This is a genomic window from Myxococcus faecalis, assembly GCF_050039385.1.
GTDB lineage: Bacteria > Myxococcota > Myxococcia > Myxococcales > Myxococcaceae > Myxococcus > Myxococcus fulvus.
Genome location: NZ_CP144336.1, coordinates 8,500,559 through 8,524,115, shown reverse-complemented (window position 1 = coordinate 8,524,115; position 23,557 = coordinate 8,500,559). Strand labels below are relative to the sequence as shown.

Genomic DNA, 23,557 nt, shown 5'->3' with positions numbered 1-23,557 from the left:
ACAGGCGCCCACCGCAGGTGCGTCACAGCAGCAACATGCGTGGTGGGTCGAGCGGCGCATCGAGTTCCGCCACGATGCCCGCCACCCTCCATCTTGTCAACGCGGCCCCTGACGACAGCCATCCGCCGGCAGCCGCACTTTCCACTCCGGACAGCCTTTGCCCGCCCCCTCTCACTCGCCCCCGAGGGCCTCGCGGCCAATGACTGGAATCCAAGCATAATTGGAACTCCAAGTCAGGAGGTCCCATGTCGAAACACAGTCGTTCGCGGTGGGTTCCACGCCTCGCCACGCTGTTCCTCGCGGGAGTGGCGGCGCCAGCAGTCCTCGCGGCGGAGCGCCCTTCGCTGGTGAACACGCGCATCGGCACGCCCTTCGGCGCGAACGGGCATTCGTCCACGATTGATGGCCGCGTCTTCGTGGGCAACATCCGCGAGGACCACGCGACGACGACCACCACCTGGGTGGCGCGGGTGTTCCGTCCGGAGGCGGTGACGTACGACGCGGAGGGCAAGCCGAGCTTCGCCGCCGCGTTCTCCCCCGGGCGCACCACCACGGTGAGGAACGGAGAGAACGCGCTGGCGTTCTGCTTCACCCACCCGGCCCAGCCCTACACGCTGGTCGACGGGCTCGCGGTGTACCAGCCGTACCTCTTCGATTCGATGATGTTCAACGGCCCCAACGTGTTCCGCCGCCGTCCGGTGGACCTCCGCGTGTCCCAGCCCTTCACGCCGCAGGCGGACATCTCGTCATTCACCACCGGCAACCTGGAGACGCTGACCACCGTCACCGGCGCGAGCATCCGAGGCATCGAGCCGACGATGACCTCCGACGGCCGGCTGCTCATCTTCCAGGGCGGGCCCCTGAACGACGGTGGCATCGACCACCTGATGTACGCCTACAACCCCACGCCGTGCGCCGCCTCGGGCTGGAGCAACCCGCGTCCCCTGTCGATGATGAACACCGACACGGCCTCGGGTGTGCAGCGCTATCCGCTGGCGCGCCAGAAGCTCAAGGCCGCCACCGGCGAGCTCTTCGGCGAGACGACGTCCGGCCCGCTGCTGCGCGGCGCGTACCCGTGGGTGGACCACGAGGGGCGCAACGTCACGTACACCGGCGTCGTCTACACGGATGGCGCGCGCCGCGAGGCGGTGAGCCTGATTGGCGCGGACACCCAGTGGACGGCGTACCACATCGATGGCGCCATCAACACGGGCCGGCTCGACATCGCGCACCTCTTCTACTCGGGCCCCATGTGGAACTTCGAGCAGGAGCGCGCCCCGGAGCAGAACTTCCCTCCCGGCGCCAACAACGACAGCCGCTACCTGCCCGTCACCAAGTCCCACGACGTGCTCGCCCTCTTCGGCAGCAACACGTCGGACTACAACGAGGTGGACGTGGGCGAGCTGGTGGACCCGTTCCACGTGCTCAACCTGCCCATGAACGAGCTGGTGACACGCGCGGGCGCCTACGACTTGACGCGCACGCCGGACCACTCGGGCTACTTCTACACGGGCACCCTCACCGGCACCGCGTCCATCTCCGCAGGCAACTTCGTGACGCAGTCCACGTCCGGCTCGCTGTGGGAGCCGCACGGACAGGGCAAGGCGCTCGTCGTCCCCGGCGGCGGCGCCCTGACCGTGAATCTCACGGACCCCAGCGGCACCGTGCGCGGCGTGGGCGCGCTGGTGCGAGGCTTCACCGTGCAGCTCGCGGTCCGCCCCGACGCGAACATCCACGCGGGCTGCACCACCGGCAATCCCTATCGCTACCTCTTCCAGAAGTCGGGGGCCATCGACCTCATCTACGAGTCCGACAACACGGTGCAGCTGTCCTTCGTCATCAACGGCACCCGCGTGCGACTGGGGCGCAGCCCGCCGCTGCCCGTCGGCGCGTGGACCCACCTGGGCTACTCCTGGGACGGCGTCACCGGCGTCTTCCGCGAGTACCTCAACGGCGTGCCCACGCGCCGCGTCCTCCCGGTGGCCCCGGGCAGCTTCCGCCTGGGCACGGGCGTGCTGAGCATCGGCGCGGGCAACGTGATGAACGCCCAGTCCTGCCCCGTCAACGGCGAGGGCTCGTTCAAGGGCGCCATCGACGAGGTGCGCTTCTTCAACCACGCGCGCTCGGCCCGCTCCATCTGCATGACCTCGCCGGGCGCGGACTGCCTGGACACCGCCATCCAGGAGACACCCACCGAGGGGCAGTTCGGCATGAGCCAGCAGCTCCACCTGTGCAACAGCTACGCGGCGCTCGGCACGCGGGCCTGCTCGTCAGCCATGCACCGCGTCTGCGCGCAGCGCGGGGCGCATGACGCGCTGGCCAACAGCACCAACGTCCTGGAGACGATTCAGCAGCTCATCGGCAACCGCCCGCCCATCTCGCTCCTGGGCGTGCTCGCCGGCGCGAACGCCACCGACGTCAACGTGGCCTGCGGCCCCATCCAACATGAGAGCGTGGCCGTCACCTTCGAGGAGCTGTCGCGCCTGCACGGGCTCTGCACGGATGAGCGCGTCGCGCAGACGCTGGACTGCGGCGCCGCCGCGCATCGCTGGTGCAACAAGCTGGGCTGGACGACGGGACAGATCTTCGAGGTGACGTCACGTCCCTGGGTGGGCTGCTTCAACTCCGGCCTCATCCAGGACGTGGCCAAGGACCAGCTCGGCCCCGTGTCCAACTCCGGCGCCTTCATGACCACCGACTCCAAGCTGGAGGTCAGCCGGTGGTGCCAGGCGCGAGGGTATGGCGCCGGCGTGGTGCAGGAGCTGGGCCTGGGTTACCTCGCGCAGGTGCACTGCTTCCAGCCCGCCGTGACGGTGCCCTGGAAGATCAACCCCTGAGCCCCGGCGCCCCTCAGGTCCCCTGGAGCCTGAAGGGCGTCCCCTTCTCGCCGGTGGAGTGCTCGCGGGTCAGCACCTCGAGCACCTCGCCAGGGAGCGGGAACCACCGCAGTCGCTCGGCCTCCGCGCGGAGCGGAGCGTCGTCCGTCTTCAGGCGCGCGTAGTCCTGGAGCGCCTCCTCGACGGCCTCGTGCGCGCGGGCGACATAGCAGGTCAGCTCCGACTCGGGCACGGAGCGCCCGGGAGCGGGCGCCTCGGCGTCGCCGTGCGCATAGGACAGCGCATCCAGCCGTCGCAGCGTCCGCTGGTGTCCCCGATAGCGCCACTGTCCGGTGGCGGGCTCCAGCACGTAGCGTGGCAAGAGCTTCCAGCCCTCGGCGGCGACGAAGTCCACCGCGTCCAACAGGAAGCCGAACGTCGTCTCGGACAGGAAGTAGTTGAAGCCCAGGCGCACCCAGCCGGGCTTCACGCCATCGGTGCCGCTCAGGATGACGTCCTGGAAGCGGTGGCTGGTGACGGGGTCGATGCTCAAGAGGCGATGGCCGTAGGGGCCCGCGCAGGAGCACCCTCCCCTCGCCTGGATGCCGAACAAGTCGTTGAGCAGGGCGACGACGAAGTTGTGGTGGAGGTACGCGTCACCGTGGCGGACGAGGAAGCTCACGATGGGGAGCCGGGGCAGCGCGGGGTTGCCCAGGATTCGCAGCGCGGGGTTCGCGCCCCAGCGCGTGAGGGCTCTGGCGACGAAGTCCTTCTCCAGGGCGTCGATGTGCTCCACGCCCACGGACTCGCGCAGCCGGAACACCAGCCCGGCGCGTATCGAGTCCACGATGGCGGGCGTGCCGCCCTCCTCGCGATGCACGGGGTCGCGCTGGTAGACGTGCTCGCTGCCGCTCACATAGGACACCGTGCCTCCCCCCGGCACGGTGGGGATGCGGTTGCCCAGCAGCCTGCGCTTGACCACGAGCACCCCCGTCGTGCCCGGCCCGCCGATGAACTTGTGCGGTGACAGGAACGCCGCGTCCTTCTCCACGCGGGGCCGCGAAGTGCCGTCCTCCCGGCCATTCATCTCCACGTGGACGTAGGGGCCCGCCGCGGCGAAGTCCCAGAACGCGAGCGCGCCGTGCCGACGCAGGAGCGCGCCGATGCCCTCCAAATCACTGAGGATGCCGGTGACGTTGCTCGCGGCGGAGAAGCTGCCGATGCGCAGCGGTCGCTCCCGGTAGCGCACCAGCTCCCGCTCCAGGTGGGCCGGGTCGATGCGCCCGTCCGCGTCCTCGTCGATGGTGACCACGTCCGCGATGGACTCGCGCCAGGGCAGGTCGTTGCTGTGGTGCTCGTAGGGCCCCACGAACACCACGGGGCGCTCGGCGGCGGGGATGCGCGAGCGCAGGTCGTAGCGCGCGTCCAGGTCCGCGGGGATGCGCAGGTTGAGGATGTCGATGAGCTTGCAGACGGCCGCGGTGGCGCCCGAGCCGCAGAAGAGCACGACGTCCTCGGGTCCTCCGCCCACGGCCGCGTGGATGATGTCGCGCGCGTCCTCGCGAAAGCGCGTCGTCTGGGCGCCGGTGCCGGACGTCTCGGAGTGGGTGTTGGCGTAGAACGGGAGCACGTGGTCCCGGATGAAGTCCTCGATGAAGCCCAGGGAGCGGCCCGAAGCGGCGTGGTCCGCATAGGTCAGCCGGCGGGCCCCGAAGGGTCCGTCGAGCACCCGCCCCTCCCCCAGGATGGCGCCTCGAATCGACTCGACCAGCCGTGTACGCGCGTCGTGCATCGCTCGCACCTCTCGTGGTGGGGCCCAGCGTCCCGCCGAAGCGCGCCGACTGTCCAGTCCCCACGCGCCGACGGACCGCGTCAGCCACGCGAGCGTCGCACCGTCACTGCGCCGCCCCATGTTAGCGTGAACACACTCCATGAACTTTCGCTTCCAGTGCTGGGTGCAGCGCCACGCCAGCGGTCGGGTGACGCTCACGCCGCTGTCACTTCCCCACCTCGCGGTGCACGCGGACTCCCTGGAGAAGGCCACCGAGGAGCTCACGCTGGCGCTCGACGACCAGCTGACCCGCATCCATCCCCGCCGCGTGCCGGAGTTCATCTCCGCCACGGGCGGCACGCCGCACGCGCTGGAGCTGCGGGCCCTCCCCGTCTGGGGCGAGGAGGAGAACTCCGTCGCGCCGCTGTCGCTCTTCGGCGTCTCCGCGCCCACGCACCAGTCCTACCTGGGGCTGAACACGCCGCGCCTGGAGACGCAGCTGTGGTTCCAGGGCAAGTCACTCCCCGAAGATGCCCCGGAGCGTCTGCGCGAGCGCCTGGAGGGACTCAGCGACGCGCGCCTGTTGGCCCTGCGCGCGGACGGCGGCGAGGCGTTGATCGACGTGGAGGTGGAGGCCACGCCCACGCGGCTGTCGGCCCTGACGCCGCGGCAGCTCCACCTGGACATCCGCCCACCGCCGCGTCCCCCGGACGCCCCCGACACATCCGATGAGCCTCGCGTCACCGGGCCGCTGGACGACGAGGACGAAGAGGAGGTCCTCGACGAAGACACGTGGGAGCCCCGCAAGCGCAAGCGGCGCCATGAGCCGGGCGACAAGACCGCGAAGCCGCCGCCCACGCCCGTGCTGGACCGCATCGCGGTGCCCTGGCACAAGCTCGCGGAGGACGGCCAGCTGGACCCCGCCTACGAGCAGGACGCGCTGGTGTCCCTGCTGCGCGCCCGACTGGCCGCGAAGGACGCGGAGGCCGTGGTGCTGGTGGGCCCCTCCGGCGTGGGCAAGTCCGCCCTGCTGCACGCGCTCGCCGAGGCGCTGCGCGCGCCCACCGCCACGGACGACGAGCGCGCGCGGCCCTTCTTCTTCCTGGACGGCAGCCGCCTCATCGCGGGCGAGGGCATGTGGGGCGGCTGGCAGCAGCAGGTGCTCCAGTCCTATCGCGAGGCCTCCGAGGCCCGCGCCATCCTCGCGCTGGGTCACGCCGTCGACCTGCTCGACGCGGGCAAGAGCGCGCACAGCGACCAGAACGTGGCGCAGCTGCTCCTGCCGCTGCTGTCCACCCGCGAGGTGTCCGTGGTGGCCGAGGCCACGGCGGAGACGTGGGCCCAGGTGGAGCGCCGCAACGCCAGCTTCGCCCGGCTGTTCTCCGTGGTGCGCGTGGAGGAGCCCGCGCTGGAGTCGCTCTCCCGCATCCTGACGCGCGTGGCCCAGGACACCGTGGGCGCCACGTCGCTGGACGTGAAGCCGGAGGCCCTGGAGGAGTGCCGCTTCCTGTGCCGGCGCTTCCTCCCGTACGGCGCGCAGGTGGGCAACGCGGTGGCCTTCCTCCGGCGGCTGCTCGCCACCTGCACCCACGCGGCCCAGGCCCACGTCACGCGCCTGGACGCCGTCCGCCAGTTCGCCTCCGAGTCCGGCATCCCCGAGTCCCTGCTTCGCGACGACGTGCCGCTGGAGGCCGAGCAGGTGCGCGCGTTCCTTTCCACGCGGGTGCTGGGACAGCCGACGGCGGTGGAGCGCGTCGCCAACGTCGTGTCCGTGCTGAAGGCGGGGCTCGCGGACACGCGCAGGCCGCTGGGCGTGCTCCTGTTCGTGGGCCCCACGGGCGTGGGCAAGACGGAGCTGTCCAAGGCCCTGGCGGAGCTGTTGTTCGGCTCGCGCGAGCGCATGGTGCGCCTGGACATGGGCGAGTACGCCGGCCCGGACGCGCTCCTGCGCCTGTTGGGTGACGGGCAGACGCCCGGCCACCTCTCCGCGGCCGTGCGCCGCCAGCCCTTCTGCGTGGTGCTGCTGGACGAGGTGGAGAAGGCCCACCCCGCCGTGCACGACGCGCTGCTGGGCGTGCTGGGCGAAGGCCGGCTCACCGACGCGTCGGGCCGCTTCACCGACTTCCGCAACGCGGTGCTCGTGCTCACCAGCAACCTGGGCGCGGACACGTGGCGCGCGCGCGTGGGCTTCGACTCGCTGGGCGGAGTCCCCGACGTGGCGGCGCTGCGCACGCACTACCTGGCGGAGGTGCAGCGCTTCTTCCGGCCGGAGATGTTCAACCGCCTGGACGACACCATCGTCTTCTCCCCCCTCTCCGCGGAGCTGCTGCGCCGGTTGGTGGTGCGCGAGGTGGAGGCCGTGCGACGCCGCTCCGGCCTGTCCCGCCACGACGCGAGCCTGGAGGTCTCCGAGTCCGCGCTGGACTGGCTCGCCGCGCGTGGCTTCGACCCGCGCTATGGCGCGCGCCCGCTCAAGCGGGCCCTGGAGCGGGAGCTGGTGGTGCCGGTGGCGGCCTGGCTCGCGGAGCACCCGACGAGCGGCCCGGTGACGCTGCACGTGGAAGGCGGCGACAGTGGCCTCACGCTGCGCGCGGAGGCGGTGGGCGGCGCGGCGGAGGGCGTGGGTCGACAGGCCATCGAGCAGGTGCTGGAGGAGGCCGCCACCCTGCGCGCGGAGGTGCAGCGCTGGGGTCGCTCTCCGCCCATGCGCGTGCTCCGCCAGGAGCTGGCTGTCTTCGACAAGATGTCCCGGCAGACGTCGTACTGGGAGGAGCGCGCGCTGGCGGAGGAGTCGTCACGCAAGTCCGGCGAGGCACGTGAGCTGGACAAGGCCTTCCGCGAGTGCGCCCAGCAGACGGAGGCCATCGAGGACCTGCTCTTCGAGGCGCACCTGTCGCGCTCGGTGGGACAGGCGGAGTCGCTCGCGCGTGATGTCTCCTCGCTGCGCGCCACGTTCCGCCCTCTGCGAGAGCGGCTCTACGGGAGCCTCTACCAGTACTCGCGCAGCGTCTCCCTCATCCTGGTCCCCAGCCGGGGCGCGTGGGCCAGGCTGTGCTTCCTCGCGGCCTCCTACGAGCGCTGGTGCAACAGCAAGCAGCTCACGTTCCAGCGCGTGCTCCTGTGGCCCTACCAGAAGCCGGAGGGAGAGAAGGCGCCTCGCAAGCCCCCGCCTCCGACGTGGAGCTACGAGAAGCACGACGACCTGACGAAGCTGAAGACGACGCCCATGGCCTACGCCATCGAGGTGACGGGCGAGACGCGCCCCCTCCTCCTCTCCGCCGAGCACGGCGTGCACCGCTTCGTCGAGGGGAGCCAGGCGGCGCTGGTCCGCGTGCTCTTCACGACGAACCCGTACAGCCGGGACGTGCTGCCGGAGTGGGAGAAGCTCGAGAAGCTGCTGCCGAAGGAGGAGGTCCGGAGGATTCGCCCCGGCTCGACGGAGATGTCGGGGGGCTCCGTGGAGGACCTGCGCACCGGCGCGCGCGCGCGCTACGCCGGCGGCGTGCTGGACATGGAGTCGCTGCAGGAGCCGTGGATGAACTGGCGCGTGTTCGGCGAGACGGAGGAGGACTGACCCATGGATCTCAAACTGCCCCTCGTCTACGCCCCCATGGGTGGCCGCCTCGTCGAGGCCTGGGTCCCCGCCTTCTGGCCCGCCCTGCACCGCGTGGGCCCCAGCCTGTCCGCGCTGCGCGACGACCTGGCGCTCGCCATCATGGAGCGCTTCGAGAAGGAGCACCCGTCGCGCGTGGCCAGCTACCAGCTGCCTCCGCACCTGTCGCTCAAGCACGTGAAGGTGGACACCGAGGCGAGAGATCGGGAGAAGGGCCTGCGCATCGCGCTGGAGGGGCGCATGGCGGTGCTGCTGGAGAAGTGGCCTCGCGATGACTTCTGGGTGGTGACGCCCACGCGCATGCCGGAGGCCCGCTTCGCCATCGCCCGGCCCGAGGACCTGCCCAAGGCGCTGGGGCGCAGGCTGGGCGCGTGGTGCCTGGAGCACGGGCTGAAGAACCTGGACTCGCGCTGGGCCCAGGGCCGTGAGCGGCTGGAGCTGCTGGAGGTGGATGCCTACGCCCCCTCCATCCTCCCGCGCACGCCGCCCCGTCCTCCCAAGCCGCCCCGGCGCCGCCGCGCGTCCGCGTCGGAATCGAAGCAGACCGCGACGCCGCCCGAGACGCCGGAGCAGCGAGAGAAGCGGCGCAACCGCAGGCGGCTCACGCTCACGGAGCTGCGCGAGGTGGCGCGCAACCTGAGCCACGCCGCGCGCGACGACGGGCTGGAGCACTGCTACGGCCGCGAGTCGCTCGTGCGCGAGGTGGTGGACGCACTGGAAGGCCGCGAGGGCGCGGCCATCGTCCTGGTGGGCCCGCCGGGCTCGGGCAAGACGGCGCTGGTGCACGAGGTGGTGCGCCGGCTCACCGTCCGCCAGGACGCCGCGGGACAGCGCCGGGACGTGTGGCGCGTGGACGGCAACCAGTTCATCGCGGGCATGAGCTACGTGGGCCAGTGGGAGGCGCGGGCCCGGGGCGTGGTGAAGGAGCTGGTGGAGGTCGCGGACCTGCTCTACGTGGACGACCTGGCGTCGCTCGTCTACGCGGGACGCACCGCGAACGAGCGCACCAACGTGGCGCAGTTCCTGGAGCCACACATGGCGCGCGGCGAGCTGACGGTGCTGGCCGAGTCCACGCCGGAGCGCTTCGAGCGCGTGCGCGAGGAGGCCCCCACGCTCGCCTCGCTCTTCCGCGTGGTGCACGTGCCAGCGCTGGAGCCCCGCACGACGCTGCCCGCCCTGCTGGGCACGCTGCGCGAGCTGGAGGGCTCGGGTGACGGCGGGCCCGCGGTGCGGCTGTCGCCGCTGGCGCTGGAGACGCTGCTGGACCTGCAGCACCGCTTCGTCGCGCACGAGTCCTTCCCGGGCAAGGCGGTGCGCCTCTTGCGCCGGGTGCTCGCGCGCCCGGGCACGGTGGAGCAGAACGTGCGGCGCTTCACGGAGGTCGACGTCACCGCCGCGATGCGTGAGCAGACGGGCCTGCCGGACTTCGTGCTGGGCAGCGCGCCGCCCCGCCCCCGCGAGGCGCTGGAGCGGGCCCTGGCTACGCAGGTGGCGGGGCAGCCAGAGGCCGTCGGCGCCGTGGTGGACGCCATCCTCACGCTCCAGCGCTCGCTGCAGCCGCCGGACAAGCCGCTGGCCACGTACCTCTTCGTGGGCCCCACGGGCGTGGGCAAGACGGAGACGGCCAAGGCGCTGGCGCGCACCCTCTTCGGCAGCGAGGAGCGGCTGGTGCGCTTCGACATGTCGGAGTTCATCTCCGCGTCCAGCATCACCCGCCTGCTCGGGCGGCCTGGTGCGCCGGACGGTGAGCTGACCACGGCGCTGCGCACCCAGCCCTTCTGCGTCGTGCTCTTCGACGAGGTGGAGAAGGCGCACCCGCGCGTGTTCGACGCCCTGCTCCAGTTCCTCGGCGAGGGGCGGTTGACGGACGGCGCCGGACGCACCGTGGACGCAAGGCAGGCGGTGGTGGTGCTCACGTCCAACCTGGGCGTGCGCGAGGCCGCCGCCCGCACGGGCTTCCACCGGGCTCCCGAGGGCGCGGAGGCGCACTACCTCTCCGCGGTGCGCGCGTTCTTCCGCCCGGAGTTCTTCAACCGGCTGGACCGCGTGGTGCCCTTCCGCTCGCTGACGCCCGCCGCGCTGCGGCTCGTCGTGGAGCACGCGCTGGAGTCGCTGCTGTCGCGTCGGGGCATCCGCCGGGGCAACGTGCTGGTGGAGGTGGAGTCCCCGCTGCTCGACCTGCTCGTGGAGCAGGCCTATGACCCGCGCTATGGCGCGCGTCCCCTGAAGCGCGCGCTGGAGCGTCGCCTCACCGTGCCCCTGGCGCATCACCTGGTGCGGCGCGGAGGCGACGACCTGGCCCGCGTGGAGCTGTATCGCCAGGGTGACGACATGGGCCTGTCCGTGGAGCTGCTCGTGCGCGAGCCCGCGTGGGCGCCCGAGCAGGCCGCGAGCGCATGGACGCTGCCCACGGTCTTCCGTGCGCTCGAGGAGGTCACCGCGCGGCTGGACGCGCTGCTGGCGGCGGAGGCGAAGCGCGCGGAGGCGGGAGACGTATCGACAAGCCCCGAGGCGCTGGAGCTGGGCGAGCGCCTGGAGCGACTGTCGGCCGAGGCCCTGGACATCCGCGAGAACGAGCTGGCGGACCGCGACTTCCTCGAGACGGAGGAGCGCGCGGGCAAGGAGGAGCGCCGCGCGTACGACTCCAGCTGGCACAACAAGGGACGCGGTGGACTGAGGCCCCGTCCGGCGTACGCCGCGCAGCCCCTGCCGGTGTCTCCCGAGGAGCGGCTGCGCCGCTGCCGCCCCAAGGTGATGAAGCTGCGGGATGAGGTGGAGTGGCTCGCGCACCAGCTTGGCCGACGCGAGCGCGGCGTGGAGACGCACAGCCTGTTGGTCGAGGGTCTGGCTGATGCGTCCACCTTCGCGGTGAGCGCCGTGACGGGCTCGTTGCCCCAGGGGCTCGGCCGCTGCGTCGTCCTCGAGGAGCGCGTGGAGCCGGATGGCAGGACGTCATGGGAGTCGAGCGGGACGGCGCTCCCCGTCGGAGCCCGCGTCCGGCGCGCGGTGGTGACGCTGACCGCGTTCGGTCTGTCGGACGTCCTCCCCCAGCTGGAGGGCTACGCGCTGGTCCTCATCCCTCGCGATGACGGCCCCAGGCCCGCGCTGCTGCGCGTGGAGCGACTGGAGGGCTCGCCGGAGCAGCTCGCGGACGTGGCCCAGCGGGTGGCCGCGCGAGACCAACTGAAGCTCGCCGAGCAGCAGGCACGCCGCGCGGGCACGGCCCCCGCGCCCACCCCGGGCCGTGTCGTCCTGGAAGGAATGCAGCCGCCCATCCAACACCTGGCGAGCGGACGGCCGCCCGCGGACGCCGTCACCTGGGCGGCGCGAGTGCTGCGCGAGCAGTCCGGAGGAGGGCACTGACATGGAGAAGAACTTTCACCTGTTCGTGCGCAGCTACCCGGGCGTGGGTGTGGCCGCGCACGTGCTGACGCATCCGCACCTCGCCTCGTTCGCGCCGGACCTGGCGACCGCGCGCCTGGACGTGGCGGAGGTGCTGGGGCGGCTGCTCAAGCGCGGTCAGCTCCACGATGAAGTCACGCACTGGCCGGACCTGCGCACCAAGAAGATGAACCTCACCGTGCGCGCCGTACAGCACGGGCGGCTGTTGCCCGTGCCCCTCAAGCTCACCGTGGTGACGCGCGGTGGGCGCGGCGGCGGCAAGGCGGAGCGCGCGAAGCGCAAGGCGGGCTCGGGCAAGGACCCCGTGCACGTCTGGGTGCCGCGCGTGGACGTGCAGGGCTCGCTGCAGGACCTCTCCGACCTGGAGGCGTACGTGGAGGAGCTCGTCCGGCACGAGCTCTACCTCGCGCCCCTGGAGCGGCTGCACTCGCTGGCCTACCTGGGCGATGAGACCGTCGAAACCCTCTCCGTGTCGATGAAGCACCGCGAGGCACCCCGCGCGACCCGGGTCGACGAGTCCCGGCGCGCCGAGCGCAGACCGCCTCCGCCCCCCGCGCTCGCGGAGGCCAGCCGCTGCCTCAACGAGGAGGTCCGCGCGGGCCTGCTGGAGCGTGCGTGGGAGCGCAACAAGGAGGTGGGGCTGCTCACCGAGGCCGTCACGGCGCGCGCGCGCGCCAGCGTGCTGCTGGTGGGGCCGCCCTCCGTGGGCAAGACGGCGCTGGTGCACGAGCTGGTGCACCGCGCCGAGTCCGCCCCCGCGGGCAACCCGCTCCACGGGCTGGAGGTCTACAGCACGTCGGGGGGCCGCATCATGGCCGGCATGGCCTACCTGGGGCAGTGGCAGAAGCGCGTGCAGCAGATGGTGCTCGAGCTGCGGGTGCGCCGCGCGGTGCTGCACCTGGACAGCCTCTCGGAGCTGCTCTCGCTGGGCGGCGGCGACACCGGCCTGGACGTCGCGCGGCACCTGCTGCCCGCGCTGGAGGGCGGCGAGGTGGTGCTGGTGCTGGAGGCCACCCCCGAGGACGTCGCGCGCGCCGAGCGCACGCATGGCGCCTTCCTCCAGGCCCTGCGACACCTCGCGGTGGAGCCGCTGCCCGCGTCCGCCGCCAGGGCCGCCGTGCAGCAGGCCTCGCAGCGCGTGGCCAAGACGCGCAAGGTGCGCTTCACGCCGGAGTCCCTGGAGCGCGCGGCCGAGCTGACGGAGCGCTTCGGCGAGGGGCCGCCGCCCGGTGGCGCGGTGTCGCTGCTGCGCGCCGCCACGTCCCAGCTCGACTCGGGCGCGGAGGTGGGCCCGGGCGCGGTGACGGCCGCCTTCTGCACGCGCACGGGCTATCCGCGCGAGCTGGTGGACGCGTCGATTCGACTGGACCCGGACGCGCTCCTTCGCCGCTTCCGCGAGCGCATCGTCGGCCAGGACGAGGCCACGCTGCTGTTGCGCAACCTCGTCGTCACGCTGAAGACGGGCCTCGCCGACCCCTCGCGTCCCCTGGGCGCGTTCCTGCTCCTGGGCCCCACGGGCGTGGGCAAGACGGAGTCCGCGCTGGCCCTGGCGGAGTACCTGTTCGGGGACGTGTCGCGGCTGGCGCGCTTCGACATGGCCGAGTACGCGGCGCCGGGCAGCGCGGGGCGCCTCGTGGGCGAGGTGGGTGGACAGCAGGGGGGGCTTGCGCGGCGGGTGCGCGAGCAGCCCTTCGGCGTGGTGCTGCTGGATGAGGTGGAGAAGGCGGACGCCGGTGTGCACGACCTGCTGCTCCAGGTGCTCGGCGAGGGGCGGCTCACGGACGGCACGGGCCGCACCGTCAGCTTCCGCAACACGGTGGTGCTGCTCACCAGCAACCTGGGCGCGGAGTCGGCGGCGCGCTCGCTGGGCTTCGGCGGGGATGGGCCTCGCGACATGGAGGCCCACTACCTGGGCGCGGCCACGGCCTTCTTCCGGCCGGAGCTGCTCAACCGCTTGGACCAGGTGGTCCCCTACCGCGCCCTGTCCGCGGACGTCATCCGCACGCTCACCCGGCGCACGCTGGATGCCGCCCTGGGACGCGAGGGCCTCTCACGGCGGGGCGTGAAGGTGTCCTTCGGCGAGGACGTGGTGGACTTCCTCGCCCGGACGGGCTTCGACGCGCGCTACGGCGCCCGGCCCCTGAAGCGCGCGGTGGAGCAGCACGCCGTCGTCCCGCTTGCCCAGTGGCTCGCCGCCCATGCGGGCGCGCCCCACCGGCACGTGGAGCTGCGCCTGGGCAGCGAGGAGCGCCTGGAGGTGGTGCCCCGGTCCTGACATCACCTCGTGACAGGGCTCTGCTATCGTCGCCCACGCCCTCCCCGCCCGGAGCCAGACCCCTCCTTCATGCGCTGTGTCGACGAGGCCGTCTTCATGAAGTTGCTCCTGGGGGAGCTGTCCCCCCAGGAGTCCGCGGAGGTGGATGCGCACCTCGACACGTGCGCCTCCTGCAGGTCCATGGTCGCCGAGGGCCTGCGCGCCCAGTCCCCGGACGCCGCCGGCGCGGAGCCCCCCACCGAGCCCGCGCAGCCGTTCTCAGGCCGCCCGGACGCGGCCCTGGAGAAGGGCACCGCCGTGGGCCGCTACCTGGTGCTGGAGCTGCTCGGCGCCGGGGCCATGGGCGTCGTCTATGGCGCGTATGACCCGGAGCTGGACCGCCGCGTGGCGCTCAAGCTGCTGCGCACCGGCGCGCTCGGGCTGAACGTCGAGAAGGAGCGCGCGCACCTGCTGCGCGAGGCGCAGGCCATGGCCCGCGTCTCCCACCCCAACGTGGTGGCCGTGTACGACGTGGGCACCTTCGGCCAGCACGTCTTCCTCGCCATGGAGCGCGTGGAGGCCCGGACGCTCGTCGAGTGGCTGAAGGCCGCGCCGCGCCCGTGGCGACAGGTGCTCGAGCTCTTCCTCGACGCGGGCCGGGGGCTCGCCGCCGCGCACGCCGCGGGCGTGGTGCACGGCGACTTCAAGCCCGCCAACCTCCTGGTGGGCGACGACGGCAACGTCCATGTCACCGACTTCGGCCTCGCGCGCCTGGGCGCCGCCACCGCGACACAGGGCGCCGCCACCACGACGGAGGGTGCCGCCACCGCGGGCATGGAGCGCTCCGTCACGGGCGGCACGCCGGCCTACATGGCGCCGGAGCAGCTGCTCGACAAGACACGCGCGAGCGCGGCCGGGGACCAGTTCTCCTTCTGCGTGGCGCTGCACGAGGCCCTCTACGGCGCGCGGCCCTTCGAGGGCGCCACGCTGGCGGAGCTCTCCACCCAGGTGTCCTCGGGGCAGGTGCGGACCGCGCCCGCCGGCACGCGCGTGCCGCCGTGGGTGCGCCGCGTGTTGCTGCGTGGACTGGCCCGGCGTCCCGAGGACCGCTTCCCGCATCTGGGGGCGTTGTTGGACGCGCTCCAGAAGGACCCCTCGGCCCGATGGAAGCGCGCGCTCCAGCTCGGCAGCGCCGTGGCCATGCTCGGCGCGGCTGTGGGCCTGACGCACGCGGTGCACACCCGGGGCGCCCGCGCCTGCGCGAGCGCCCCGGACGAGATGACCGCCGTCTGGGGGCCCGAGCAGCACAACGCCATCCAGAACGCCTTCGCCGCCACTGGCCGTCCCTACGCCACCGCCGCCTGGGAGCGCGTGCGCCGCGAGCTGGACGCGTACACCGCCGCGTGGACGACCACGCGCATCACCGCCTGCGAGGCGACGCGCGTGCGCCAGGAGCAGCCCGAGGAGGTGATGGCGTGGCGCATGCGCTGTCTCGACAACCGGCTGGCGGACGTCTCTGCGCTCGCGCGGCTGTTGTCCCAGGCGGATGCCCGGACGGTGGACGAGTCGCACCGCGCGGTGAAGGGGCTGCCGGCGTTGTCGGGCTGCTCGGAGGCGCTCGCGCCGGGCGGGGCCGTGATTCCCGAGGGGCCCGAGGCCCGGGCCCAGCACGCCACGCTGCGCGCCACCCTCGCCCGGGGCCGCGCGCTGCTCTCCACCGGGCGCTATGCGGAGGGCGTCGCGCTGGTGGAGCCCACGGCGCTCGCCGCCCGGCGCGCGGCGAACCGGCATGACGGCGCCGAAATCTCGCTGCTGCTCGGCGAGCTGCGCGAGGGCGCGGGCGACTGGCGCGGCGCGGAGGCCGCCCTCTTCGAGGCGCTCAACGCCGCGGAGGCCACGCGTCAGGACGCCGTGGCCGCGCGGGCCTGGACGCTGCTGGTGCGCGTGACGTGCATCGGCCTGGACGAGTACGAGCTCGCCTCGCGCTGGAAGGACCGGGCCGCCGCCGCCATCGAGCGACTGGGCGGCGGCAACGAGTTGACGCGCGTCAACCTCCTCACCTACTCCGGCACGCTCTTGCGCAAGCAGCGCCGGTTCGAGGAGGCCGTCGAGCTCCAGCGGCAGGCGCTCCTGTTCGCCGAGAGCACCTTCGGCCCGGACAGCCTGGAGGTCGCGGACGTGCTGCTGGAGCTGGGCTCCACCCAGTGGGTGCACCCCCGGCTGGAGGAGGCGAAGGCCCACCTGGAGCGCGCCGCCGCCATCACCCAGCAGGCCCTGGGCCCCGAGCACCCGGACGTCGCGCGCGTGCGCATCGCCATGGTCCCCGTGCTGCGAGACTTGAACGAACTGGACGTCGCGGAGCGCATCGCGCGCGAGGCGCTGGGCGTCTTCGAGCGCACGCTCGGCCCGGAGCACCCTCGGGTGTACGACGCGCTCAATGACCTGGCCTCGACGCTCGTCGTCGAGTCGCGCACGGACGAGGCCCTGCCGCTGTACGAGCGCGCGCTCTCCATCGTCGCGAAGACGGACGGCGCGGTGAGCCTGGGCGCCGCCGTCATCAACGCCAACCTGGGCGTGCTCTACTTCCAGAGCGGCAAGCACGACCTCGCGCTCGAGCGCTTCCTCTCGGCGGTGAGCATCCGTGAGAAGGCGCGCGGCCTCACGGACCCGGGGCTCGTCAGTCCGCTGCGGCTGGTGGCCCGGGTGCTTGGCTTGAAGGGCCGGTACGAGGACGCCCTGCCGCACCTGCAGCGCGCCGTCGACATCCAGATGCAGCAGGCGGACGACAGCGCCAGTCAGTGGACGCTCAGCCTGAGGGACCTGGGCGCCGCCTTCCTCAAGCTCGGCCGGCCCCGCGAGGCGCTGGCGCCGCTGGAGCGCGCCGTCGCGGGCTGGGACAAGGCCCTGCCGGGCCCCGGCCACCGCACCGAGGTGCGCTTCTTCCTGGCCCAGGCCCTGTGGGACTCCGGCAAGGACCGCGAGCGCGCCGTGCGGCTCGCCAACGAGGCGAAGGCCATGGCCCTCACGGAGGACCCGTCCCCGAGGACCCAGCCGCTCATCGACACCTGGCTCGCCGAGCACCGCCTGCGCTGAGGGCGCTTCAGCGCGGCGTGGGCGTCGCCTGCTTGTCGGCGAGGCTGCCGCGCTTGCCCTCCTGCCACTCGTCCCAGAGGTTGAAGGAGCGCAGCTGCTGGGGCAGGTCCGTCGCCTTCATGAGCGCCTCCACCTCCGCGCGGCCCTGACGCCCCAGCCGCTCCTCCATGGTGGCGAAGCCCCACGCCAGCGAGCCCACCACCGCCGCGTTGCCGCGCAGCGTGCGCGCGTCGCACTGCTCGAACTCGTCCGAGCGCGCGTGGTAGTTGGGCCCGTACGTCGCGGACTCCTGGTTGGCGATGAGGTTCGCCACGCCGCTGAGCATGAAGTCCAGGTTGTCGGTGCCCACCACCGGCACGTCGACCTGGGTGAAGGGCCCCAGGCCCGCCACCGGCGCGAGCGCCCGGTCCACCAGGGGCACCAGCGGAGGCCGGCCGTTGGTGAAGAAGCCGTTGATGCGCCCGCAGCCGATGTCCACCGACAGCGCCATGACGTGCCCGTCCAGCTCCGCCGCGTGCGAGCGCACGTAGCCCGCCGAGCCATACAGACCCTGCTCCTCGCCGTTCCAGAGCGCGAAGCGAATCGTCCGCGCGGGCTTGAGCCCCAGGCGTCGAATCTGCCGGGCCAGGTCGATGAGCATCGCCACGTTGGCGCCGTTGTCGAGCGCGCCTCCGCCCAGGTCCCAGCTGTCCAGGTGCGCGCCCAGCACCACGACTTCGTCCGGCTTGGTGGTGCCCCGAATCTCACCGATGACGTTGCGCGCCTCGTAGGGCCCGCCCGTCTTCAAATCCAGCGCCGCGCTCAACGTGAGGGACGTGCCAGCGCGGAGCAGCCGCTGCGCGCGCCGGGCGCCATCGCGCTCCATCACCATCATCGGCCGGGTGTTCTTCGCGCCCGTCGACACGTTGTGGCGGTAGAGCTGATTGCCGGGGCGGCTGCCCATGTAGACGACGCCCGCGGCACCGGCGGCCACCGCGCGCGCCTCGATTCCCACCGCCTCCGCATACTCGCGGAACAGCCCGTCCACGTCCCGCAGCTCGTCCGTCTCCACCAGGACGAAGGCGCCCTTCACCTTCGCGCCCACGCGGGCGTGGTCCGCCTCCGTGCCTCGCCCCAGGTCGATGAGCGGCGCGGTGAGCCCATTCTTCGACGTCGCGGCCGAGAAGGGCATCGCCGCCACCCGGGGCGAGAAGCGCACGCCCTTGCCCTGCACCGTCGCGCTCGCGCCCTGCTCCAGCCACAGCGTCGGCATCCGGAACGGCTCCGCCTTCGCGCTGACGCCCGCCTCCCGGAAGCGCTCCAGCGCCCACTCCACCGCGCGACGGTTGGCCTCCGAGCCCGTGGCCCGCCCACCCACCTCGTCCACCAGCGAGCGCAGGTCCTCCACCATCGGCGTGGGCCCCAGCACCGCCCCCGTCAGCGACATCACCTCCCGCTCGCGCACCGAAGGAGCCTGAGGCTCGGCCTCCACCCGCTGCGACGACACGAGGACCAGCGACACCAACGCCGCGCTCCAGGGCTTCTGACGTGAGGACATGACGCGCAGCATTCACAACCTCCCGCGTCTGCTTCAAGCCGCAAGGCGCCACGGACCTCGCGGTACATCCGACTACAATCGTTGCTGTGTTTTATCTGCGTCCGCTTGAGTTCCACGCGAGGGGATGGCACACGGGCGGCCCATCCCAGGGCGGCGACACCAGCCGTGGCGCCGTCCTCACCCCGTGGAGGCCCAGACGATGCGTGGGAATCTGAAGCAAGCCATTCTGTGGACGTTGCCGGCGGCCCTGTTGAGCGCGTGTGGTGGAGCGCCCCAGGCGCCCGCCTCCGACGACGCGCCGCTGGAGCAGGGCCAGGCGGGGCTCGTGGCCGCTCCGCCGACACCGCCCAGCGGGAACATCGCGGACAGCGTCGTGGACCAGGGTGTGCTGCCCGTGGGCGGCGCGGTGGCCGGCTACCCGGGCTCTCAGCCCGGCTACTTCGGCTACACCGTCCGGGCGAACGCGGGCGCGCAGCTCCGGCTCGAAGTCACGCACCTGGGCAGCTCCATGTACCTGGACACCGGCCTGTTCCTCTACGGCCCCAAGGACGCCAACGGGAGCTTCGGGGTGACGCCGCTCGCGCAGGACGACGACTCGGGCTACGGCACGCTCAGCAAGGTGGAGCTGGTGACTGTGCCGAAGACGGGCGAGTACCTGGCGGTGGTCGGCTTCGTGAACGCCGCGAACAAGCAGTTCCGCCTCGCGGCCTCGTGCGTCGGCGGCACCTGCCTCGTCAACCCGCCGGCGCCACCCGCGGGCCTCACGCTGAGCTGGCTCGAGCAGCCCATCACCGAGCGCCTCCAGTCCGTGGTCGACCAGGGCAATGACTGGTTCGAGAACGAGACGGGCTCCCTGCGTCGGCTCGACTACTACTGGACCTTCACCGGGCAGGCCACGCTGGACCAGGCCGTCCAGGCGGTGCTCGCCCAGGGGCGCTACCAGGTCTACCGCAGCGACCCCGCGCCGGCGGTGCTCTCCCTGTCGGAGACGAGCAGCTCCATGTGGTTCCAGTTCCGCCCGCTGCTGCCCGTCATCCTGGAGACGTACGGCAACGGGACGGAGACGGTGCAGGTGAAGCGCTACTTCCGCGAGTACTCCACCGGCCCCAACGGAGACACCCACCGCATCCTCTACATCATGCTCTTCCCCCAGTCGTACAAGGTCATTCTCTTCGAGCAGACGTGGCACGAGCTCTGACACACGCGTGAGGGCAGACGGCCCGGCGGGCGCAAGTCCCCCGCCCCCAGGTGCCATGCGTCCTCCACTGTCACCCGACGACCGCGGGCTCGCCTCCTGGTGAGCCCGCATCTCCCCGGTGACAGGGAGGATGTACAGACTCGCGGTGGGTGGGGTGTGCCCGGAAGCGCGCGCGGGCACGACCTACCCACCACCCATCCTGGGTGGAGCCGGCCGGGGGAACACCGTGTGCGGGGACCAGGCGCCAGCGTGACGGACGAGGAGGCCATCGAGGGTATCTCCCCGGAGCAGTCCCGCTTCTTCCTCGAGACGATGGTCGCGGGGGCGCCCGTGGGCCTGGCCTTCGTCGACCTGGAGCTGCGCTACATCCACATCAACGAGGCGCTCGCGGAGATGAACGGCCTGCCGCGCCACGCGCACCTGGGCCGCAAGGTCCGCGACGTGGTGCCGGACCTGTGGCCCTTCATCGAGCCGCACTACCGACAGGTGCTGGAGCACGGGCAGCCGGTGCGCAACCTGGAGATTGTCGGCGCCACGGCCAAGGCGCTCGGCGTCCCCCGCAGCTTCGTCATCAACTACTTCCCCGTGCGGGACGCGGGGGGCGCGATGCAGGGCGTGGGCATCACCGTCGTGGAGACGACTGAGCACAAGCTCGCGCAGCAGGCCAACCGGCTGAATCAGGAGCGCTTCCGCTCGCTGGTGGAGGCCACGGCCCAGCCGGTGTGGACCACGGATGCGCAGGGGGAGCTGACCGAGGCGGCTCCCCGCTGGATGGCCTTCACCGGACAGTCGCGGGGTGCCCACCTGGGGCTCGGCTGGCTCGACGCCATCCACCCCGGGGACCGCGGGCGCTTCGTGGCGGAGTGGCGCTCCGCCTTGAAGACAAGCGAGCCGTACCGCGGGGAGGTGCGCCTGCAGCACCGCGACGGGACGTGGCGGGACGTCATCCTCCGGGGCGTGCCGGTGTTCGACGACGACGGCCTGGTGCGCGAGTGGATGTCCACGGCCGAGGACGTCAGCGAGCGCAAGCAGGCGGAGCAGGAGCTGCGGCAGACGACGCGCGCGCTCGCGGCGAGTGACGAGCGCTACCGGACCTTCCTGGCCCAGAGCACGGAGGGCATCTGGCGCATGGAGTTCGACGCGCCGCTGGACACGCGACAGCCGGAGGACGCGCTGGTCGACGCCATCATCCGCACGGGCCACATCGCGGAGAGCAACGAGGTGATGGCGCGGATGAGCGGCTTCGACTCCGCTCGCGAGCTGGAGGGCGTGTCGCTGCGCGAGCTCATCCAGCGAACGGGGGGCTCGGCCGAGGCCATCCGAGCCTTCGTCCAACGCGGCTTCCGGGTGCAGGACCTGGAGACGCGCCAGCGGGACAGGAAGGGCCTGGAGCGGGTGCGGCTGTCCAACTTCGTGGGTGTGGTGGAGGACGGCTGGCTCGTGCGGGTGTGGGGGACGCAGCGGGACGTGACGGAGCAGGCCCAGGCGCAGCGGGCGCTGGAGCAGAGCCGGATGCAGGCGCGCCAGCGGGAGCACCAGCTGCGCACCATCACCGATGCGCTGCCCGCGCTGGTGGCCTACCTGGACCCGGAGGAGCGCTACCTGTTCTGCAACCGCGCCTTCGAGACCTGGTTCGGCGTGAAGCCCAGCAGCGTGGTGGGCAGGACGCTGCGCGAGGTGGGCGGGGAGCTGCTCTATCCGCTCTTCAAGGCCTGGGTGCGCCGCGCCTTGTCGGGAGAGCACGTGGCCCACGAGACGGCGCTCAGCCTGCGCGACGGCCGGCAGCTCCACGTCCAGGCCACCTTCGTGCCCAGTCAGGACGCGCGGGGCCGCATCCAGGGCTGCGTGGTGCTCTTCCACGACATCACGGACCGCAAGCGCACGGAGGCCGAGGTGGAGGCCCAGCGCGCGCGGCTCTACGACGTGCTGATGAACGCGCCCGCGTCCATCGCCATCCTCTCCGGTCCGGAGCAGACCTTCACGCTGGTCAACCCGAACTTCCAGCGGCAGGCACAGAACGCGGAGCTGGTGGGCACGTCCCTGAGGGACCTCGCCCGGGAGAGCGAGCAGGGACAGGCGTACTCGCAGGCCATCGACGAGGTCTTCGCGTCGGGGCGTCCGATGAAGCTCACGGAGATGCCGCAGCTGTTGAACCTGAACGACAAGGGGCTGGAGCAGCACTACTTCAACATCGTCTACCAGCCGCTGCGGGACGCGCGGGGCGAGGTGGACTCGGTGCTGTCGTTCTCGCTGGACGTGACGGACCAGGTCCGGGCGCGCTATCAGGCCGAGGAGCTGGCCGCGCACCAGGCGAGCCAGCAGAAGTGGCTGGAGTCGCTGCTGCACATGACTCCGATTGCCTTGCTCATGATGGAGCCGGGGACGGGGAAGGTGCTCTTCGCCAACCAGGCGGCCCATCAGCTCGCGGGCGGCGAGCTCGCGCTCGGCGTGCCGGTGGAGCGCTACGGAACCGTCTACAACGTCATCGACGAGCACGACGCCGCGCTGCCCAACGAGCGCATGCCGGGAGCCCGCGCGGCGCGGGGTGAGACACTGCGGCGGGAGCCGATGCGCTGGCGGGTCGCGTCCGGACAGGTGCTCGACATCCTGGTGGACTCCGAGCTGTTGCCCGCGATGCACGGACATCCGGCGACGGTGGTGCTGGCGCTCCAGGACGTGACGCGACTGAAGGACACGGAGGTGCGGCTCCAGGAGGCGGTGCGCCTGCGCGACGAGTTCCTCACGGTGGCCTCGCACGAGCTCAAGACGCCGCTGACACCGCTTCAAATCAAGCTCCAGGGGCTCGCGCGAGAAGCCGGCTCGTCCACGTCCGAGGAGCACCTGCGTCACAGCGTGATGCGGGCGGCGGAGAGCACGTCGCTGCAGGTGCGCAAGCTGGCCGCGCTCATCAATGATTTGCTGGACGTGACGCAGTTGGCGGGCTCACCGCTGCCGTTGGAGCTGGGGAGGGTGGACCTGTCCGCGGTGGCGCGCGAGGTGGCGGAGCAGCTCCGGGCGCAGGCGGCGCAGGCGGACAGCGTGCTCGAGGTCGAGGCGCCCTTGGCGGTGGTGGGCCGGTGGGATGCGCGCAGATTGGAGCAGGTGGTGCGGGGGCTGGTGTCCAACGCCATCAAGTACGGGCCGGGGAGACCCGTGCGCATCCGGGTGGAGGAGCGCGCGGGGCGGGGACGAATCCTGGTGAGCGACGAGGGCATCGGCATCGCGTCCGAGGACCTGGAGCGCATCTTCGAGAAGTTCGGCCGCGCAGTCCCCGCGCGCAACTACGGGGGACTGGGATTGGGCCTCTTCATCAGCCGCCGGATTGTGGAGGCACACCAGGGCACCATCCGCGCGGAGAGCCGGCGGGGCCACGGCGCCACGCTCATCGTCGAGCTGCCGCTCACCGGGCCCGAGCCCACCTCGCCGCCGTCGATTCACTGAACGGCGCGAGCCTTGCGCTTCAACGACAGTTGAGCCGGGGGCCTGCGGGGGTCTGCCGACAGGCGCAGATGCCCAACTGGCCCGTCGACTGCCACACACACTCCAGCACGTTGAGACGACAGGACAATCCCTGAACCTCCTCGCACGCGGGCAGCGGGTCCAGGGAACGCGACGACGCCTCGGTCTCGTCAACCGGCTCCATGCCACCGCCACACCCCGCGAGCATCGACACAGCCAGCAAGCCACGAATGACAGACATCTTCATGCCGCCTCCAGGGAACACGCATCCGCCAATCCCCCAAACCTATCCCGCACAAGCGAATCCCTGACGAGCAATCTGAACGTCCCATCGCAACCATCGACTACCCGACACTTCATCAGGGAGTGTCTGCCTTCACCCGCCTCCACAAACTACACCGAGGGCTTCACGCG

General features: G+C 72.0%; 10 protein-coding genes. 7 read left to right on the top strand and 3 right to left on the bottom strand.

All coding sequences use genetic code 11. The features are described from left to right. Positions 1-245: 245 nt before the first annotated feature. On the top strand, positions 246-2,837 hold the full coding sequence (locus tag VZQ01_RS34400; protein ID WP_426745753.1) for a LamG domain-containing protein: 2,592 nt from the start codon (positions 246-248) through the stop codon (positions 2,835-2,837). A 13-nt stretch (positions 2,838-2,850) separates the two neighbouring features. Here the strand turns inward: VZQ01_RS34400 and VZQ01_RS34395 are convergent, their stop codons facing one another. Beyond that, entirely contained in the window at positions 2,851-4,608 is a 1,758-nt protein-coding gene (locus VZQ01_RS34395) for an aminotransferase class V-fold PLP-dependent enzyme (RefSeq protein WP_426745751.1), read from the bottom strand. 139 nt (positions 4,609-4,747) lie between these two features. Between VZQ01_RS34395 and VZQ01_RS34390 the strand changes: the two genes are divergently transcribed. The 4 genes from VZQ01_RS34390 to VZQ01_RS34375 all read left to right on the top strand — a co-directional run bounded on the left by VZQ01_RS34390 (position 4,748) and on the right by VZQ01_RS34375 (position 16,949). Further along, on the top strand, positions 4,748-8,161 hold the full coding sequence (locus VZQ01_RS34390) for an AAA family ATPase (protein ID WP_426745749.1): 3,414 nt from the start codon (positions 4,748-4,750) through the stop codon (positions 8,159-8,161). A 3-nt stretch (positions 8,162-8,164) separates the two neighbouring features. Then, positions 8,165-11,563, top strand: a complete 3,399-nt coding sequence (locus tag VZQ01_RS34385) for an AAA family ATPase (protein ID WP_426745747.1) — start codon at positions 8,165-8,167, stop codon at positions 11,561-11,563. Position 11,564: 1 nt separating this feature from the next. Next, positions 11,565-13,877, top strand: a complete 2,313-nt coding sequence (locus VZQ01_RS34380) for an AAA family ATPase (RefSeq protein ID WP_426745746.1) — start codon at positions 11,565-11,567, stop codon at positions 13,875-13,877. 96 nt (positions 13,878-13,973) lie between these two features. Beyond that, entirely contained in the window at positions 13,974-16,949 is a 2,976-nt protein-coding gene (locus VZQ01_RS34375; RefSeq protein ID WP_408889843.1) for a tetratricopeptide repeat protein, read from the top strand. 7 nt (positions 16,950-16,956) lie between these two features. On the opposite strand, the gene VZQ01_RS34370 is transcribed toward VZQ01_RS34375, so the two are convergent. Then, the gene (locus VZQ01_RS34370) at positions 16,957-18,498 is read right to left on the bottom strand and encodes a M28 family metallopeptidase (RefSeq protein ID WP_426745745.1); all 1,542 of its coding nucleotides are present in this window, start codon (positions 18,496-18,498) and stop codon (positions 16,957-16,959) included. Between the two features lie 187 nt (positions 18,499-18,685). Between VZQ01_RS34370 and VZQ01_RS34365 the strand changes: the two genes are divergently transcribed. Together VZQ01_RS34365 and VZQ01_RS34360 are read left to right on the top strand one after the other, a co-directional pair. Beyond that, on the top strand, positions 18,686-19,684 hold the full coding sequence (locus VZQ01_RS34365) for a hypothetical protein (RefSeq protein WP_426745744.1): 999 nt from the start codon (positions 18,686-18,688) through the stop codon (positions 19,682-19,684). 249 nt (positions 19,685-19,933) lie between these two features. Then, positions 19,934-23,125: a PAS domain-containing protein gene (locus VZQ01_RS34360; RefSeq protein WP_426745743.1), complete on the top strand. Its 3,192-nt coding sequence runs from the start codon at positions 19,934-19,936 to the stop codon at positions 23,123-23,125. A 19-nt stretch (positions 23,126-23,144) separates the two neighbouring features. Here VZQ01_RS34360 and VZQ01_RS34355 read toward each other — a convergent pair whose 3' ends face one another. Continuing rightward, entirely contained in the window at positions 23,145-23,390 is a 246-nt protein-coding gene (locus VZQ01_RS34355) for a hypothetical protein (protein ID WP_223745762.1), read from the bottom strand. Positions 23,391-23,557 lie beyond the last annotated feature (167 nt).

What these genes read in the sequence shown, in the direction of transcription:
- VZQ01_RS34370 (WP_426745745.1), bottom strand. Translation starts at nt 18,498, where the DNA reads ATGCTGCGCGTCATGTCCTCACGTCAGAAGCCCTGGAGCGCGGCGTTG.
- VZQ01_RS34395 (WP_426745751.1), bottom strand. Translation starts at nt 4,608, where the DNA reads ATGCACGACGCGCGTACACGGCTGGTCGAGTCGATTCGAGGCGCCATC.
- VZQ01_RS34400 (WP_426745753.1), top strand. Translation starts at nt 246, where the DNA reads ATGTCGAAACACAGTCGTTCGCGGTGGGTTCCACGCCTCGCCACGCTG.
- VZQ01_RS34390 (WP_426745749.1), top strand. Translation starts at nt 4,748, where the DNA reads ATGAACTTTCGCTTCCAGTGCTGGGTGCAGCGCCACGCCAGCGGTCGG.
- VZQ01_RS34380 (WP_426745746.1), top strand. Translation starts at nt 11,565, where the DNA reads ATGGAGAAGAACTTTCACCTGTTCGTGCGCAGCTACCCGGGCGTGGGT.
- VZQ01_RS34385 (WP_426745747.1), top strand. Translation starts at nt 8,165, where the DNA reads ATGGATCTCAAACTGCCCCTCGTCTACGCCCCCATGGGTGGCCGCCTC.
- VZQ01_RS34375 (WP_408889843.1), top strand. Translation starts at nt 13,974, where the DNA reads ATGAAGTTGCTCCTGGGGGAGCTGTCCCCCCAGGAGTCCGCGGAGGTG.
- VZQ01_RS34365 (WP_426745744.1), top strand. Translation starts at nt 18,686, where the DNA reads ATGCGTGGGAATCTGAAGCAAGCCATTCTGTGGACGTTGCCGGCGGCC.
- VZQ01_RS34355 (WP_223745762.1), bottom strand. Translation starts at nt 23,390, where the DNA reads ATGAAGATGTCTGTCATTCGTGGCTTGCTGGCTGTGTCGATGCTCGCG.